The organism is Rhodococcus sp. WS1 (genome assembly GCF_003797745.1).
GTDB lineage: Bacteria > Actinomycetota > Actinomycetes > Mycobacteriales > Mycobacteriaceae > Rhodococcus_F > Rhodococcus_F erythropolis.
The window spans coordinates 961,978-979,543 of sequence record NZ_RKLZ01000001.1; the positions used below are offsets into that span (position 1 = coordinate 961,978).

At 61.9% G+C, this 17,566-nt stretch carries 14 protein-coding genes and 1 tRNA gene; 9 read left to right on the top strand and 6 right to left on the bottom strand.

The genetic code is table 11. The features are described from left to right. Positions 1 to 82 precede the first annotated feature (82 nt). From EEB12_RS04420 to EEB12_RS04430, 3 genes are all read left to right on the top strand, one after another. Positions 83 to 1,531, top strand: coding sequence for an acyl-CoA dehydrogenase family protein (locus tag EEB12_RS04420; RefSeq protein WP_029255064.1), 1,449 nt, complete (start codon positions 83 to 85; stop codon positions 1,529 to 1,531). 27 nt (positions 1,532 to 1,558) lie between these two features. Next, positions 1,559 to 2,764, top strand: coding sequence for an acyl-CoA dehydrogenase family protein (locus EEB12_RS04425; protein WP_003942363.1), 1,206 nt, complete (start codon positions 1,559 to 1,561; stop codon positions 2,762 to 2,764). A 173-nt stretch (positions 2,765 to 2,937) separates the two neighbouring features. After that, positions 2,938 to 4,572 (top strand): acyl-CoA synthetase, encoded by a 1,635-nt coding sequence (locus EEB12_RS04430; protein ID WP_084326428.1) that lies wholly within the window; start codon positions 2,938 to 2,940, stop codon positions 4,570 to 4,572. A 6-nt stretch (positions 4,573 to 4,578) separates the two neighbouring features. On the opposite strand, the gene EEB12_RS04435 is transcribed toward EEB12_RS04430, so the two are convergent. The 3 genes from EEB12_RS04435 to EEB12_RS04445 are packed head-to-tail and all read right to left on the bottom strand — an operon-like array spanning position 4,579 to position 8,131. Then, complete coding sequence (locus EEB12_RS04435) at positions 4,579 to 5,907, bottom strand: amidohydrolase family protein (RefSeq protein ID WP_141487449.1); 1,329 nt, start codon at positions 5,905 to 5,907, stop codon at positions 4,579 to 4,581. A 40-nt stretch (positions 5,908 to 5,947) separates the two neighbouring features. After that, on the bottom strand, positions 5,948 to 6,925 hold the full coding sequence (locus EEB12_RS04440; protein ID WP_020907141.1) for an isopenicillin N synthase family dioxygenase: 978 nt from the start codon (positions 6,923 to 6,925) through the stop codon (positions 5,948 to 5,950). Between the two features lie 15 nt (positions 6,926 to 6,940). Then, positions 6,941 to 8,131, bottom strand: a complete 1,191-nt coding sequence (locus EEB12_RS04445) for a nitrate ABC transporter substrate-binding protein (protein ID WP_235867780.1) — start codon at positions 8,129 to 8,131, stop codon at positions 6,941 to 6,943. A 251-nt stretch (positions 8,132 to 8,382) separates the two neighbouring features. On the opposite strand from EEB12_RS04445, the gene EEB12_RS04450 reads away from it, so the two are divergent. The 4 genes from EEB12_RS04450 to EEB12_RS04465 are packed head-to-tail and all read left to right on the top strand — an operon-like array spanning position 8,383 to position 11,826. Beyond that, positions 8,383 to 9,165, top strand: a complete 783-nt coding sequence (locus tag EEB12_RS04450) for an ABC transporter ATP-binding protein (protein ID WP_019747838.1) — start codon at positions 8,383 to 8,385, stop codon at positions 9,163 to 9,165. After that, positions 9,162 to 10,067 carry an ABC transporter permease gene (locus EEB12_RS04455; protein ID WP_020969249.1) on the top strand — a complete coding sequence of 302 codons (906 nt, stop codon included), beginning with the start codon at positions 9,162 to 9,164 and terminating at the stop codon, positions 10,065 to 10,067. Before EEB12_RS04450 ends, EEB12_RS04455 begins: the two co-directional genes overlap by 4 nt. Next, the gene (locus EEB12_RS04460) at positions 10,064 to 11,134 is read left to right on the top strand and encodes an isopenicillin N synthase family dioxygenase (RefSeq protein ID WP_099697348.1); all 1,071 of its coding nucleotides are present in this window, start codon (positions 10,064 to 10,066) and stop codon (positions 11,132 to 11,134) included. The genes EEB12_RS04455 and EEB12_RS04460 overlap by 4 nt, the downstream gene beginning before the upstream one ends. Before the next feature lie 47 nt (positions 11,135 to 11,181). Beyond that, positions 11,182 to 11,826 (top strand): GntR family transcriptional regulator, encoded by a 645-nt coding sequence (locus EEB12_RS04465; protein WP_020907137.1) that lies wholly within the window; start codon positions 11,182 to 11,184, stop codon positions 11,824 to 11,826. A 4-nt stretch (positions 11,827 to 11,830) separates the two neighbouring features. On the opposite strand, the gene EEB12_RS04470 is transcribed toward EEB12_RS04465, so the two are convergent. Further along, positions 11,831 to 12,607, bottom strand: a complete 777-nt coding sequence (locus EEB12_RS04470; RefSeq protein ID WP_069145909.1) for an esterase/lipase family protein — start codon at positions 12,605 to 12,607, stop codon at positions 11,831 to 11,833. A 73-nt stretch (positions 12,608 to 12,680) separates the two neighbouring features. Beyond that, positions 12,681 to 12,754: transfer RNA gene (locus EEB12_RS04475), tRNA-Met, on the bottom strand. Between the two features lie 450 nt (positions 12,755 to 13,204). Here EEB12_RS04475 and EEB12_RS04480 point away from each other — a divergent pair. Then, positions 13,205 to 13,759 (top strand): transglycosylase family protein, encoded by a 555-nt coding sequence (locus EEB12_RS04480; RefSeq protein WP_019747833.1) that lies wholly within the window; start codon positions 13,205 to 13,207, stop codon positions 13,757 to 13,759. A gap of 88 nt (positions 13,760 to 13,847) precedes the next feature. On the opposite strand, the gene EEB12_RS04485 is transcribed toward EEB12_RS04480, so the two are convergent. Then, positions 13,848 to 16,763, bottom strand: a complete 2,916-nt coding sequence (locus tag EEB12_RS04485) for a UPF0182 family protein (RefSeq protein WP_223257968.1) — start codon at positions 16,761 to 16,763, stop codon at positions 13,848 to 13,850. 174 nt (positions 16,764 to 16,937) lie between these two features. Between EEB12_RS04485 and EEB12_RS04490 the strand changes: the two genes are divergently transcribed. Beyond that, entirely contained in the window at positions 16,938 to 17,540 is a 603-nt protein-coding gene (locus EEB12_RS04490; protein ID WP_019747831.1) for a PPA1309 family protein, read from the top strand. Positions 17,541 to 17,566: the final 26 nt, after the last annotated feature.

Consider the following 17,566-nt stretch of genomic DNA (forward strand, 5'->3'; position numbering starts at 1 on the left):
TCATTTCGCGGTTTCTCGACAACAGACCTTACTGATGAGTAAGATAAAAATCGTCCAACGCCCCAACACCGAGAAACAGCTGGTGATCATGACCAAGCAAGACAGTGTTGCCCCCGACAAGAGCGCTCAGCGCAGCGAATCGGGCGCGCAGCGCGGCGGCGCCAAGGGTGCGCCCCGCGACACGTCCGCCGTCGGCCTGAACCCGATCAAACGCGACGCCATGGGCGCAGCCATGCGTGTGCTTACCAAGATCACCGGTTCGGAACTGGCCGAGAAGTTCAATCTGCGTCAGACCATCGATCGCGTGACCTACGAGGGCACCAAGACGGGCTTCAAAACCCTGGGTGCCGCCACTCGAGGATTCCAGAAGGTCTCGGGCAACGGTGCACCCAAGCGCCTGCCCGACAACCCGAGCAAGAACGCCGACTACTTCGATCTCACCCCGGACGACGACCAGAAGATGATCGTCGAGACGGTGCGTGAGTTCGCGGCCGAAATCCTGCGTCCCGCGGCCTACGACGCCGACGGCGCAGCTCAGGCCCCCGCCGATCTCTCCAAGCGCGCGGCCGAGCTCGGTATCACGCTGATCAACGTTCCCGAAGAACTCGACGGAGCAGCCGCCGATCGCGGCGCAGTCACCAATTCTCTTGTTGCCGAGGCACTTGCGCACGGAGACATGGGACTTGCACTTCCGATCCTCGCACCGAGCGGTGTTGCAGTTGCACTGACGCAGTGGGGCACCGACGCGCAGCAGAAGACCTACCTTCCGGCCTTCACCGGCGAGCAGGTCCCCGGCGCAGCAGTGGTGGTCAACGAACCACGCGCACTGTTCGATCCGTTTGCCCTGCAGACCAAGGCAGTGCGCTCCCCCAGCGGCTACAAGCTCAACGGCGTCAAGAGCTTGGTGCCCGCCGCGGCTACGTCCGAACTCTTCGTCATCGCCGCGGAACTCGACGGCAAGCCGTCCTTCTTCATCGTCGAATCCGACACCAAGGGACTCGTCGTCGAAGCAGATCCCAGCATGGGTCTGCGCGCCGCCGGCCTGGGTCGCCTGATCCTCACCGACGTCGCTGTGTCGGAGTCCGCACTGCTCGGCGACGGTGACGCCGAGCAGCGTAAGGCCGAATACGCCGACGCGATTCGCCTGGCTCGCCTCGGTTGGGCGTCCATGGCCGTCGGCACCAGCCAGGCAGTTCTCGACTACGTGATTCCGTACGTCAACGAGCGCGAAGCGTTCGGCGAGCCGATCAGCCACCGCCAGGCGGTTGCCTTCATGGTCGCCAACATCGGCATCGAACTCGACGGACTGCGTCTGGTCACGCTTCGCGGCGCTTCACGCGCCGAGCAGGGCTTGTCCTTCGCTCGCGAATCCGCTCTGGCCCGGAAGCTGGCTTCCGAGAAGGGCATGCAGATCGGCCTCGACGGTGTGCAACTCCTCGGTGGACACGGGTTCACCAAGGAACACCCGGTCGAGCGCTGGTACCGCGACCTCCGTGCCATCGGCGTTGCCGAGGGCATCGTCCTCATCTGACGCCGCTGAACTTCCAGGAGAACCACGATGATCAACCTCGAACTTCCCAAGAAGCTCAAAGCATCAGCGAACCAGGCACATCAGGTCGCGGCGCAGATCTTCCGACCCATTTCACGTAAGTACGATCTCGCTGAGCACGAGTATCCCGTCGAGCTCGACACCATGGCCGCCATGGTCGAAGGCCTCTCCGATTCCGGTGGAGACATCGGCGGTGCCAGCGGCGGACGGTCCGACGCGAGCGCCAAGGGTGGCAACGCCAACGGCGGCAACATGTCTGCGCTCCTCAACTCGCTCGAAACATCTTGGGGCGACGTCGGACTCATGCTCTCGATCCCCTACCAGGGGCTCGGCAACGCCGCGATCGCCGCAGTGTCCACCGACGAACAGCTCGAACGTTTCGGCAAGGTGTGGGCCTCGATGGCCATCACCGAACCGAGCTTCGGTTCCGACTCCGCCGCAGTGACCACCACCGCCGTTCTCGACGGCGACGAGTGGGTTCTCAACGGCGAGAAGATCTTCGTCACCGCCGGTGAGCGTTCGACGCACATCGTCGTGTGGGCGTCGGTCGACAAGTCGAAGGGCCGAGCGGCCATCAAGTCGTTCGTCGTTCCGCGTGACGCACCGGGCCTGAGCGTTGCTCGCCTCGAGCACAAGCTGGGCATCAAGGCATCCGACACCGCAGTACTCCTGCTCCAGGATTGCCGCATTCCCGCGGACAACATTCTCGGCAGCCCGGAGGTCAACGTCGAGCAGGGCTTTGCCGGCGTCATGCAGACGTTCGACAACACCCGGCCCCTCGTTGCAGCCATGGCCGTCGGCGTCGGACGCGCGGCTCTCGAAGAACTGCGCGGCATCCTGACCGAAGCCGGTGTCGAGATCTCCTACGACACACCGGTCTACAACCAGCATGCAGCTGCAGCCGAGTTCATCCGTTTGGAAGCCGACTGGGAGGCCGCGTACCTGCTGTCTCTGCGCGCGGCGTGGATGGCGGACAACAAGAAGCCGAACTCGCTCGAAGCGTCCATGTCCAAGGCGAAGGCCGGCCGCACCGGCACCGACGTGACGCTCAAGGCAGTCGAGTTGGCCGGAACCTACGGCTACTCGCAGCGCCCGTTGCTCGAGAAGTGGGGCCGCGACTCGAAGATTCTCGACATCTTCGAGGGCACCCAGCAAATCCAGCAGCTGATCGTCGCACGCCGCCTGCTCGGAAAGTCGTCCGCCGAACTCAAGTGACGGTCGAATTGAAGTGACGGTCGCACAGACCCGATCCCGAAACACTCCGCCCCGCCACCTTTCGAGGTGGCGGGGCGGACTGCTCGGTCGCCATCGTGAAACTTCACCACCGAAACCTGATTGCCCATTAGTGTGTAATCAGTCCTACAACGACGCTCGGAAGAGGTTCACGTATGCCCGGATTGGTCACCAAGGTCACTGACACCATCGGCGCGGCGGGGGTCATGTTCCGAGCCGGACTCGTCCCGTTCCCTCGCCTCGATCGCGGGCTCAAATCCATTGCAGCCGTGGACAAGTACGGACCCTTTGCCGGGCCGGTCCATGCACACGCCGAGAACGGCTACGACGCGGTGGCGATCATCGACGAGCGCGGACCCATCACCTATGCCGAGCTCGAGCGTCAGAGCAACGCGTTGGTCCGGGCGTGGCAGGCCGACGGCATCACGTCCGACTCCGTCATGGGTGCGATGTGCCGTAACCATCGAGGCTTGGTCCTGACCATGCTGGCGGCAGCGAAGAACGGAACGAAGCTCGTTCTCATGAACACGGGCTTCGCACGGCCCCAACTCGTGGACGTCGCCGCGCGTGAGAAGGTGGTCGCCTTCGTCTACGACGACGAGTTCGCTGACATCGCCGATGCCTTGCCGGACGACGTCGTCGTCTATCGTTCCTGGCCAGAGGGCACGGCCGCGGACGGTTCCACGGCAGCTACTCTCGACGAGGCCATCGCCGGACGCACCACGTCGTCGGTACCGGCACCCGAGAAGAACGGTGGCTTCGTCCTCCTCACCAGCGGCACAACGGGAACTCCCAAGGGTGCGCCGCGTGGCCACACCTCCCCTCTCGCGTCGGCGCAGTTCCTCGACCGCGTGCCGTTGCGCCGCGGACAGACCATGATGATGGCGGCCCCTGCCTTCCACGGAACCGGCGTTTCGCAGTTCGCTCTCGCGTTGGCGCTCGGCCAGACCGTCGTCATGCATCGAAAGTTCGACCCGGAGAACACGATCAAACTTGTCGCACAATACAAGTGCGACAGTCTGGTCGTGGTCCCGACGATGCTCACTCGCATCATCGACCTCGGTCCCGAAGTGCTGTCCAAGTACGACACGTCGAACCTGAAGATCATCTTCTCGGCAGGTTCGTCACTCTCACCCGACCTGTGCAAACGAGTCACGGCCTCGTTCGGCTACGTCCTCTACAACCTGTACGGATCCACCGAGGTCGCGGTGGCAACAGTCGCGACTCCCGAGGATCTGACCATTGCGCCGGGAACCGCGGGCCGCGCGCCGGTAACCTGTCACGTCGAACTGTTCGACGAGAACAACAAGAAGATCACCACCCCACACACGATCGGCAGAATCTTCGTCGCCAGCGGGCTGAGCTTCGAGGGATACACCGACGGGCGTGACAAGGAACGTATCGACGGACTTCTCTCGACCGGCGACGTCGGACACTTCGACGCCAACGGCCTCCTCTTCGTCGACGGCCGCGACGACGACATGATCGTCTCCGGTGGCGAGAACGTCTACCCGCTCGAAGTCGAGAACCTGCTCGCCGATCGAGAGGACGTCTTGGAAGCGGCAGTCATCGGAGTCGAGGACGCCGACTTCGGGCACCGCCTGCGAGCGTTTGTCGTCGTCGCCCACGGCGCCGACCAGAACTCCGACGAGCTGAAGGATCACGTCCGGTCGAATCTCGCGCGCTACAAGGTTCCCCGCGAGATCGTCTTCATCGACGAACTTCCCCGCAACGCCACCGGAAAGCTGTTGCGCCGCGTCCTGATCGAGATGGAGATCAGCGAAGACTGAGCACAGTCACAAAGCGCTGAGCGTCCGGATCAATTCCGCCTCGTCGACGCGAGTGGAGTGCCCCTCGCGGAGCACGACCTCGCCCGCAACCAACACCGTGTCCACGATCTGACGACTGCCCGTCGTGAGAATGGACGCGCCCGGATCTCGCACCGGGAGGCAACCGAAGTCGCGTTCGAACCGAATCATGGTGAGGTCGGCGGGATCGCCCACGGAGATCCCGCCCGACCTGGCCGGCAGACCGAGTGCTGCGTTCGCACCGCCGGATGCGATGTCGATCATGGCTTCGAAGCCGAGCAGGTCGGCGCGGCCACGCGCGGCTCGCTGCACGTAGGCGCCGGTGCGCAGCGTCTCGAGCATGTCCTGAGTATCGTTGCTGGCTGCGCCGTCCACACCCAACCCCACCGCGATCCCCGCGTCGAGGAAACTCGGGACGGGCGCGATTCCGCTACCGAGGCGCATGTTGCTGACGGGGTTGTACGACACTCCGACGCCGCGCTCCGCCAGCACCTTCTGACCACGGTCGTCGAGTTCGACGCAGTGGACCGCCAGCACCCGGTCCCACAAGAACCCATGGGAATCCAGGTAGTCGACCGCGTTCATGCCCGCGTGTTCCGTACACATCGTGTTGTCGGTCTGCGTCTCGAGCAGGTGAATCGAGACCGTCAGGTCGCGAGCCCGCGCGAACTCACGCACTTCCGACATCCCGTCCGGGGTCAGCGAACGCGGGTTCGGTACCGCGACTGCCACGTCAATGCGGGAACCTGCGACGTCGCGCATCATCTGATCCGTATGTGCGAGAACATCTCCGAGTGGTTGCATGAGCCGCGGATCGAAGCCCCACTTCCTCGTCTTGTCCGCCCGGTCTGCGGTTCCGCGTCCCAGCACCGCACGAATCCCGGTGTCGTGCAACGCCCGGATCACAGCGTCGTGAACCTCGCTGGACGGGTGCGGCCACATGTGTTCGACCAGGGTCGTCGTACCGCTGCGCAATGCCTCCAGCGAGGCTGCGACAGTGGCCGTGTATGCGCGCTCCGGCGTGATCTGAACCGACTCTTCTGCGACCGCGAGTAGCCATTCGAGAAGCGGTGTCCCTTCGGCGATCCCACGCATCAGTGACTGCTGAAGGTGCGTATGGGTGTTGACGAACCCAGGGATCAGATACGCCCCCGATCCGTCCACACTTCCAGGTGTGGCGGTGCCGGTCGACTTCTCGATCGATTCGACCACCCCATTCGAGACGACGACGTCGCGGCCGGTCAGCCATTGCCCGCCGCTGTACAACGTCACGTCCCGGATGATCGCGTCGGTCATGTTCTTGGGCGCGGTAGTCATCGCCAGTTCTCCTGAAAGTGTGTGACGGAACGGATACGGATCAACGCGCGAAGTTCGCGCGTACTCGCTGGTCGATGTAGTCCTCGGCAGTGATCGGCGGGTATTTGCCCGCCGGCCCCTCGATGGTCACGTCGCGGTTCGCCTGAGCGAAGAACGCGAGGCTGTAGCGGGCTCCCCGATAGTCGGTGACTCCGGGACTCTTGACCCGGTGGAAGTTCGACGGCAGGACATCATCACTCCATCTCATCAGCATGTCGCCGATGTTGCAGGTGATCGCTTCCTCGGCCGGCACCACCGACGTCCATTCCTGGGTGTCCATCTCCTTGCCCGGGCACAGTTGCAACCCGCCCTGACCGTCACGCTGGAAAAGCAATGTCAGGCAATCGAAATCGGTGTGCGCTCCGGCACGCCACATCCCTTCGACATCTGCGTCGGCGGCAAGGGGGAAGTAGTGGAGTAGTCGCAGTGTGCTCTGGTAGGTGGCCACCGACGGGTCATGTGCCCTGGTGAAGAAGTCTCGTTCGAATCCCAGCTTCTCGGCGAAGCACGACAACAGGTCCATCGCAATGCCCCAGCACTTGGCTTCGAAGTCCAGGATCGTTTCGCGGAATCCACCCAATTCGTCTGCAGTGGGCCACAGATCACCCATATGCGGGCGGGTCACCTGGTAGGACTCTTTCTGATCAGGTGTTCCGATGGACGGACGCACCTGCGTCATGCTCTCCCAGCCGGAGTTGAAACCCTTCTTGAGCGGGTACTGCGCTTTCACCTCAGTGGGCAGTGCAAAGAATCGCTCGGCCGCCGCGAAAGCCTCGCGGACCTGGTCCAGATCGATTCCGTGATTGACGATTTGGAAGAATCCGATGTCGGTCGCTGCCGACCACAACTCCTCGGCGATCTCGCTGCGCCGGTTCTCGAAATCCGAGAGATCGATTCTTCGGACCTCGCGGTCGGTGGTCTCCGTGCCCAGGCCACCCATGCGGGTCTCGCGGTTGAGTTCTGTCATGTCGTACGTCATTTGCTGTGAGCTCCTTCAGCGGATTCCGATGGACCGATCGGTGAATTTGTCGGTGTAGATCTCTTCAGCAGTCAATGACTGCGGTATCGCCGCACCCCCGGCGTTGAGAATGGGCTTCAGTTCTTCGACGGTGTGAGCGACTCGCGTCATGTCGAACGTGCCGACGGATCCGTCTGCCTCGTTCGCGATCAGGCCTTTCTCTTTCAGGAGCTGGGCACTGAACGCTGCTTCACCCTCGGTGTAGGGAGAGAACGACACGTCCTGCGAGACGACGTCGACAATGGCAGCATTCGCCGCATCCGGCGCAGTGATGTAGTCCGCGGTGGCCTGCTGAATGATCGGAACCAGCTTGCTCAAACACGGCGAGAGTGTCTCGACCTTGTCGGCACGAACGGAAACATTGGACGCGTAGATGTCGAAACCCGAATCTTTCAGCAGGTCATAGGAAACCGGCTTGTCCCACGCCGGCGTCTCCTTCTCGTACGTGTACGGTTCCGAATTCGCGAATCCTTGCTGAGCGATGGTCGGGTCACCGACAAATCGCGAGGGAGCTCCGTCGTAGCTCGTGTCGAGCTGAGACTGCTTCAGTAGTCCTTTCGCCACGAGCCACTGCGGAAAGAGTTGCTCCTTGGAAACGACGACACTCGCGTCGGACTTGCCGATATCGGCAACACTCGTCCAGTCCGGATGAGACTCTTTGTCCCACATGAGGATTGCCGGGCTGTATTTGAGCAATGGCGTGACGGCCACAACGGGCTGACTTGCCGCTGCCGCGATCACCTGATCCCCGTGCACCAAGCCGAGAGTGATGGAATCGTCGACGTACATCTGGGAGCTGACGGATTGGAACCCGATTGCCGGTCCCCCGGCCCGCAAGGTCAGGTCGACTCCGGTGTCCTTCCCTCCGGCGACAAGAGTCCCACTGACGGACTTGTCGTCGGTGTCGACCGAATAGCCGGGACCGAGCATCTCGAAGAGCGCTCCCATATCCGACTGTGGCTGCCATTGGAGTTGAACCACAACGTTTTCCGGACAGAGACCCGCAAGGTTCTGCGCCTCGGCAGCTGGTTCGAGAGATTCGGCTTTCGCCGTCTCAGCCTCACTGGAGCTGCACGCAGTCAATCCGATGGCTGCACACATGGCCAGTGCCGCGCCCGCCGCTCCCACACTTCTGCGATTGGAATGCACCTTGCGATTTGAATACACAGCGTCTCCTTCGTGAAAACAATTGGGATGTGGGCGAACCAAGAAGGGTGATCCGATGAGCACACTCTGCAGCACGTGGATTACATGCAATCGCCTCGTTGTTTCCATCAGGTAACGCGCGCCAGGATTCTCGCTTCACCTGCAATGTCACCTCACATTTACATTCAGCAATCTAAGCGACATACATGCAATTCAAGATAGTTCTTGCATCTTGAAGAACTTTTGCATGCATTACCGAACCGGAGGCTCAGATGGAACTCGCGAACACGATGCAGGATGCCGACGCTCGCAAGCTCACCGCGCCGATGCAGATGGTCTTTTCCGATGTCGTCAAGAAGTTCGATACCGGCACTGTCGCGCTGGACGGCATCGATCTGGACGTGGAGCGAGGAGACTTCGTCGCCGTGGTCGGACCCTCAGGCTGTGGCAAGTCGACTTTGTTGCGCATGGCGGCCGGCCTCGAGCGACCGACCAGTGGTGCGGTTGCCCTCGACACCGAATCAGTTGGTTTCATCTTCCAGGAGCCGACTCTCCTCCCCTGGCGAACCGTGCAGGCCAACGTCGAATTATCGGCTGAACTCGGTGGCGGCGACAAAGCAGCGCGAAAGTTGCGCGCCGACGAGGCAATCCGCGCAGTCGGCCTTGCGGACTTTGCGAAACAACTGCCCAATGCGTTGTCAGGCGGAATGAAGATGCGTGTCTCGTTGGCGCGTGCGCTCACCCTCGCACCCGCTGTGATGCTGCTCGACGAACCTTTTGGTGCGCTCGACGAGATGACACGACTGGAGATGCAGGTAGAGCTCCAAAGGCTCTACACCGACAAAGGGTTCACCTCGATGTTCATCACGCACTCGGTATCCGAGGCCGTGTACCTCGCGAACAAGGTGGTCGTCATGACCGCCAGGCCTGGACGAATACATTCGGTCGTGGACATCGATTTCCCGTACCCGCGTAGCCCGGAACTGCGCTACGACGCCCGATACACCGAACACGTCGCCGAGATCTCGGCCAGCCTCCATGGGAGCTCACGATGACCGAAGTCCTTGCAGTACAACAGGGCACCACCGTACGCAATACCGCCGTTCGTACTGATTCTGCGACCACGGCGCAAGCACAGGCACAGTCCGGACGGCCCTCTCGAATGAGAGCGCTCGGCACCTTCCTGCTCTATCCGCTGCTCTCACTTGCCGGCGCGGTCGCAGCGTGGTCGATCGTCAGCTACCTCGTTCTCTCCCCGGAACGTCGATTTCTCCTTCCGCCGCCGAGTCAAGTACTGACGAAGTCGCTACTCGACTGGAAACACCTCTCTCCCATGCTCGAAGCCCTCGCAGTGACGGCACAGGTTGCGCTGGTCGGCTTCGTCGTCGCGGTGGCAGTCGGCGTCGGAACCGGCGTGCTGATGAGCCAGGCCAAGTGGATCGAGCGGATCGTCTATCCATATGCCGTTGTGCTGCAGGTCATTCCCATCCTCGCCATCGTCCCCCTCATCGGGCTCTGGTTCGGCTACGGCATGACCGCGCGCACCCTGGTTTGCGTTCTCATCGCAGCCTTCCCGATCATCACCAACACACACTTCGGGTTGCAATCGGTCGATCGCGGACTGCACGAACTCTTCACCCTCGGCCGCGCCTCGCGTTGGGATCGACTGGTGAAACTCGAACTGCGAGCGGCAATGCCGGCCATTCTCACCGGTATCCGCACCGCCTCCGGCCTTGTTGTCGTCGGTGCCATCATCGGCGACATGTTCTTCGCCAAAGGACAACCCGGGATCGGGACCCTGCTCGACGTCTACCGAAGCCGCCTTCAGTCCGAGGATCTGATCGCCGCGATCGTGATCGCGTCGGTGTTCGGCGTCCTCGTCTTCTCTGCCTTTGGATTCCTCTCACGTGTGCTCGTCGGTAAGTGGCACACGTCCGGCCGCAAGGACTTTAAATGACCCACGAAATTCCCGCCTTCGAAATCCCTACGATCGATATCAGCCCGTACCTCACCGGCGAGGCATCGGCTGCAAACGCCACCAACAGCACTGCCTGTGCGGAAGTGGCAGCTCAACTCGATCGCGCGTGCCGGGAGGTCGGATTCATACAGATTGTCGGACACAGCATTCCACGATCGGCGACCGACGGACTGGCCGACGCTCTCGACGAGTTCTTTGCTCTCCCACTGACGGTGAAGAACAACTATCGCCGTCCCTCGTCCGAGAACCGTGGCTACTCGCCACCGAAGTCGGAATCACTCAGCATGAGCCTGGGCGTCGCCGCTGCGAACCAGATGAACGATTTCTACGAAGCAATAGTCGTGGGCACAGAGGTGAGCGACTATCCGGGCGTCGACCTACCCGAGTCCAGCTACGCCGCCAACACTTGGCCTGAGGCCGCGCCCGGATTCCGACCGGCAATCGAAGAGTATTTCCGTCATGCCCAGGGCTTGGCACGAATCCTGATGTGCGCCTTTACCGACGCCCTCGGATTGCAGCCCGAGTACTTCGATTCGATGCTCGACCATTCGATCGACGCGATGAAGATGAACAACTACGCACTGCCTGAGGGCGAGATCCGCATCTCCGGCGACATGACGGGAATGGGCGCTCACACCGACTTCGGAATCTTGACCATCCTGTGGGCAGATCAAGTTCCGGGCCTTCAAGTTCTGAGTGCCGATGGCGTATGGCACGACGTCCAACCTGCCGACGGCGCACTCTTGATCAACCTCGGCGACGCAATGGCACGCTGGACGAACGACCGATGGCGCTCGACAGTGCACCGAGTCGACCCACCTATCGTCGATGGTCAGATCATCCGACGTCGCTCTGCCGCATTCTTTTTCGACGGAAACTACGACGCCGTCATCGAAGCACTGCCAGGGACTCTCGAACCGGGCGAGGTGGGATACCCGCCGATCACGATCGCCGAGAACATCGCGGCCAAAGTGGCCGGACTGAAAGGCGCGACGGCGCCCGACGTCGACAGTCGCAGCGCTGACCGGGTGCGCGCCGCCGGATAGCGCTCCCGGGTACCGTCGATATCGTGCAGGATCGAAGTGAGGACAAGATGACCACCACCGAACGAGCTTTGCTCACCGAGTCCGTGCACGAGACGCTTCGCGAACTGATCTTTTCGGGAGAGCTGGCGCCGGGGACACCACTGAGTGTTCCCGCGCTGGCGAGCAAGCTCAATGTCAGTCGAACGCCGGTCCGCGAGGCCGTGCAGCAGTTGATCTACGAGGGCATCGCGGTCCACACCCGAAATGCGGGTGCAAAAGTCGATTCGCTGGACGCAGAGTCTCTGCGCGCGGTCTTCGAGGTGCGTGAGGTACTCGACGGTCTCGCGGCGTTCAACGCGACGGCCAATGCCACGCATGAAACCGTGTCACAGCTGAACAAGATGGTGCAGGTGCAACGCGAACTTCTCGAGAGCCCGCCGGATCAGCGTCGCGATTCGACGCTGGACCTCGAGTTCCACACCTTGATTCGTGAGACTGCATGCAATCACCCGCTCAGTGAAGCCCTACATCGTCTCGACGGACAGTCACATCTCTACCGTTCGGACATGTGGAGCCTCGAGCTCAATCGGCGGATCGCCGTCACCGAGCACGCTCGTATAGTCGCGGCCATCGAATCGGGTGACGCCTTGGGGGCCAGAACTGCCGCGAGCGCACACGTAGCCGGGCTACTCGTCCGAACAACCCGGACCTGAAGCTTTACCGAAATGACGGGAACAACGTGTCAGGCCAGGTGATGTCGCCGTCGTTCTCGTCCACGAACGTACCGACACAGTCGCGCCCCAAAGCGCTGATCGCTCCCGAGATGACCTCTGGATGCTCGAGCTCGGTGAGATGGTCTGCTCCGGTTCCGGCCCCGGGAACGCCATCGACGTACACCCGGCACTGGCCCCCGTCCAACCGACCGTCCGCCCACTCGCCTGAGCTCTGCACCACCGAATAGTAGGCAGATCCAGGAGTGTCCTCACCGGCATTGAGCTTGGTGAGAACTTCGGAGAACATGCAGGTGTCGTAACCGTCGGCAGGGCCTTGTACGCAGCCACCGGGGCTACCGTACTGCGGAGCACCGATGGCGACGAATGAATCCACTACTTCGGAGCCACCGAGGAACTTCGCGTAGTACCGGGAGCTCAGTCCACCCGCACTGTGCGCGATCACCCCGACGGAGTCAGCGCCGGCAGCGTAGGAGCGAATCGAATCGGCAATCAGCTCGGCGTCGGCCGCAATCATCTTGCCGGGTGCGTCGACGAAGTGTGTCTCGTAGCCCGCAGCGCTCAGTGCCTCGTCGAGGGCGCGGTAGGTCGCCTGGTGCGTTTCTCCCGAGTTGTAGAGCTGCTGCCCTGGAACGATGAAGACCACGCGCTTCGCATCGGTAATCCGCCCACCGGCGGCAGCGCTTCCTGCCGAGAACGCCAGAGCGGTGGCCACCAGCGAAGTGGTCACCGCCATCGCCAAAAGAATCTTCGAGAGTCGCACGTCGCCACCCTACGACGGCTGCGCACAAAAAAGGACCGCCGCACTGGAATCCAGTGCGGCGGTCCTTTTCTAGTAGCGGGGACAGGATTTGAACCTGCGACCTCTGGGTTATGAGCCCAGCGAGCTACCGAGCTGCTCCACCCCGCGATGCATTGACAAAGTTACACGAGCAGATGAACGGAACGCAAATCGCCTGCGCTGGAGCGAAATACACGCCTGAAAGTCGAAGAATCGGGTGACTGGGTTCACAAAATGCCCGTGAGCATCAACACATAACAAGCATGTAACGAACGTACCTCGAAACGGCATCGGAAAGGCTCTACCAGCACAAACGCCGAAAATCCTGGATGGGAGAAGACCAGGTGGTCCGGAAAATCGCGAATCGACCCTCGTTCAGCGCTCCCGTACGGTCGGTCCCGGCCCGAATCAACCGGGCGAACGCCGACCCGCCGCTGCTCCACTCTGCCCCGCGGGATCGGAACCCCCGAAACCTTCGAGGGGCAGAGACACGGAGAGACAAGCGCCCGGGAAAGTCAGCATCATCGCCGACCCGCAGGCCCGCCGATGTCAGCAAGCGCGGAGAGGATTTACCCCGACATGACGTACACCAGCATCAGCAAGCGTGCATTCGGCACATTGGCAGTAGCCGGCGCACTTGTCGCAGTGCCCCTCACCATGAGCACCGGCACCGCTTCCGCAGCCACCCACAACTGGGACGGCGTCGCACAGTGCGAGAGCGGTGGCGACTGGAACATCAACACCGGAAACGGCTACTACGGCGGCCTGCAGTTCTCGCAGAGCACCTGGACCGCCAACGGTGGCACCGGCTCGCCCGCCAACGCTTCCAAGGAAGAGCAGATCCGCGTCGCCGAGAACACCCTGCAGAGCCAGGGCCCCGGCGCATGGCCCGTCTGCGGCCAGCGTCTGACCGTCGCAAGCGAGCCGGCAGTCGAAGAGGCTCCCGCCGCAGCACCGGCTCCCGTCGCCGAGGCACCCGCAGTTGCTCCCGCCGTCGAAATCCCGGCCGAGCTCAAGCCCGCCGCACAGCAGGCTTACGACACCGCTCGTGACCTCGCCGGCCAGTACGGATTCGCCGCACAGTTCCAGCAGCTCTCCGATGCCAACGCACCGATCGTTGCAGCACTGCGCTGATTCAGCTCATACAGCTTCACTGAGCACACAAGAAGGCCCACCATCCGATCGGATGGTGGGCCTTCTGCTGTTCATGAACTGACGCCGCTTACCTCGGCAGCGCCTGGTACGCGTCAACAGCCTTCTGCAGGCGGTCGAGCGCAGCACCGTAGCTGGTGAAGTCACCGCTCTGTTGCGCCGACTTCAATGCCGCCATTGCCGAATTGACCTCGGCCAGCGCCTTCGTGACGTCATCCGAAGAAGCCGGCGGGGCCGGTGCCGTCGGAGTAGTCGGCGTTTCCGGTTGCGCTCCGGTATCCGGATCGGGTGCCGGCTGGGTGACAGTCGCTGCCGAACCTGCGCCCGGCCAAATCTGACTGATCGCCTCGGAGACGGTCGGTGCATAACCGATCCGAATGCCGTTGGTGTCGCTGAAGCTCACCAGCACACGCGCCAACTGAGGGAACGCGTTCTGCGAGTTTCGCTGCGAGTACAAAGGTTCGACGTAGAGGATTCCGCCCTCGGCAATCGGCAGAGTCAGCAGGTTTCCGTACTGAATCTTGTTCGACTGCTTGAGCAGTGACACTTCCGAAGCAACACGCGAATCCGACGTCATCGCAGACTGAGCCTGCTGTGGACCCTGAGTCTGCGTATCGGTCGGCAGCTGCAGCACCGTGAACTTGCCGTAGTTCTCCTTGTCGTTCGCCACCGAGATGTAGGCCGACAGCAACTCACGACTGAACCCGACCATCGGACTGGTCAGACGGAAATCCGCCTTCGCGGTGTCCTTGTCGCCCACCAGCACGTAGTACGGCGGCTGGTTGGCCGACGTGTCGATCGTCGGATCACTCGGAACCGACCAGAACGCGTTGTTGGTGAAGAACTCACTCGGATCGTCGACGTGGTACTTCGCCAGCATCTCTCGCTGAACCTTGAACATGTCTTCCGGGTAGCGGAAGTGCGCCTGCAGGTCGTCCGAGATTTCGCTCTTCGGCTTCACCGTGTTCGGGAAGACTCCCATCCACGCCTTCAGAACCGGATCCTGCTCGTCGACCTGGTAGAGCGTGACCGTGCCGTCGTACGCGTCGACCGTGGCCTTCACGGAGTTACGGATGTAGGAGAACTCCTGACGCGGAATGAGGCGCCCGGTCGTCTGGTCGATACTGTCCTCGACCAACCCGTCGAGCGAACTGCGCTGCGCGTACGGGTAGTCCTGGGCGGTGGTGTAGCCGTCGATGATCCACTGCATCTTGCCGTCGACCACTGCGGGGTAGGCAGCGCCGTCGGTCGTCAGCCAAGGCGCGACCTCCTCGACCCTTTCCTTCGGATCACGCTTGAAGATGATCTTGGAGTTCGAGCCGATTGCACTCGAGAACAAGATGTTGCGCTCGGTGTACTTCGCCGCGAATGCAAGACGGTTGAACCAGTTGCCGATCGAGACACCACCCGAACCGGTGTAGGTGTACTTAGAGGTGTCGGTGTCGTACTCACGAGGTCCCTCGCCGTCGACGGAACCGACGATCGAGTAATCGGCGTCCGACTGGCTGATCACCTCGCCGTAGTACGACCGAGGATTGTCCACCTTGAGGTTCTCGTTCTCGGGCGTGGTCGTCAGGTCGCTGACCGAGTAGATCGGGTAACCACCGGTGTTGTTCTGACTGTCGCCCTGCACGGCCGTTACTTCGTTTGCCTGGGCCGCGACGAAACCGTTGCCGTGCGTGTAGACCGTGTGCTTGTTGATCCAGTCCGTCTGGTTCCCGGAAAGGTTGTTCGGCGACAGCTCACGCGCGGCGACAACGAAGTCGCGCAACTGGCCGTCCTGTTCGTAGCGGTCGACGTTGAGCGTCTGCGGGAACCCGTAGAAGTTCTTGAGCTGACGCTGAGCGGTGAACGTCGGCGACAGAATGGTCGGATCCAACAGGCGTGTGTTCGCGATCGTGGTCCGGTCGGCCGGAACGTCCTGGGGCTGCTTGGTGCCAACTCCCGGATAGTCGACGTAGTCGACGTTTTCTTCCGTGATCCCGTACGCCTGACGGGTCGCTTCGATGTTTCGTTCGATGTACGTGCTCTCCTTCTGCGCCGCATTGGGCTTGACGGAGAACTGCTCGACGATCATCGGGTAGACCGCACCGACGAGCACCGACGAAAGAACCAAGAGAGCGACTGCCATGGCCGGTATCCGAAGATCCCGCGTGAAGATCGAGGCGAAGAACGCCAACGCGCAGATGACCGCAATCGACAACAGAATCAGCTTCGCCGGCAGAACCGCATTGATGTCGGTGAAGCCCGGACCGGTGAACGTCGGTTCCTTACGACTACTCGACATCAACGAGTACCGATCGAACCAGTACGCCACCGCCTTGAGGAGCACGAAGGTGCCGGCGATGACAGCCAGTTGAATACGTGCGGCAGTCGTGAATGTCCCAGCGCGCCCGGCCAACTTGATCCCACCGAAAACGTAGTGGGTGACCAGGTTTGCCACGAAGGCAAGCAGAATCGAGACGAACAACCAATTCAGAACGAAGCGGTAGAACGGCAGATCGAACGTGTAGAAGCCGACGTCCAAGTTGAACTGAGGATCGGTGATGCCGAACGGCTGACCGTTGAGGAACAACTGGATCGTGACCCAGTTGGCCTGCGCGATGAGACCGGAGAGAATGCCGATCGCGACCGGAATGATCACGCCGAACAGACGAAGCCTCGACATGACGGTCGTGCGGTAGCGCGCGATCGGATCGTTGGGTCCGGAGACCGGAACGAACACCGGACGTGCGCGGTACGCGAGAAGCATCGCGAGCCACACGATGGCTCCGACGACAATTCCGACCACGAGGAAGAGCACGAATCGCGTCAGCAGAACCTTGGTGAAGACACCGCGGTAGCCGACTTCTCCGAACCACAACCAGTCCGTGTACATGCCGATCAGTCGCGGCCCCACGAGCAGCAAGGCCGCCACTACGACAGCCACCACCAACAAGATTCGACTGCGTCTGGACAGAGAGGGTAAACCTGCGGGGGGCCGCATGCCCACGTGCCACGCTCCAAGATTTGGCGACGCCGTGGCGTCGCAACCGATTGCATCGATCACTGCGGCCACGCCCGAGTGGACTTGGCCGTTTCCGACCACTCTACGTAACAACGGTCACGGGTTGACAACACGGAGAGCAGGGAGCCGGACAGAAGGTGGGAGGATGAACGTGTGAGTGAAGAGAATATGAGCAGATCACCGAGTGCCCTCGCCCGGTGCGTTCATGAAGTTGTCGACCACATCGACGCCGAAGGCTGGGATCAACCGCCGAAGCTGTACGCGTTGGTGCCTACCGAAATGCTCGCCGCGGCCGAACCCGGACTGCTCGACCAACTCGCCGAGGGCGCCGAATACACACCGATCGAACAGGAATCGCTTCCCGAGGACATCATCGGCGGTTCACGGGCACTCGACGAGTTCCTGGCAACGACGCATTGGCCCGAGTCGGTGCAGGGTTGCATCCTGGTTCAGGAGATCGTCGTCCTGCCGCCCGAGGCGGAATCGGATCTCGATCACGCCACGGCGCCGGTATTGACCGATCAGCATGCTGCGGACGAGGTCGCGCGACTGACGGCCAACGCGCATCCCGATCGACGCGAGGCTCGACTGTTCGTCGGCGTGCTCCGTGACGGTCCTTCGCTGTCGCTTCTGCAGATGCGTCCCGACGAGGATGCGGATCCGTACGGTGACCTGGAACTGCTTACCTACGACGGTCTTGCACCTCACCTGGTTCACGCGTTGTACGCGACGCTCGACGAGGTCGAAGAAGACTGAAAGAAGAAGACTGACCGAGCCTGTCT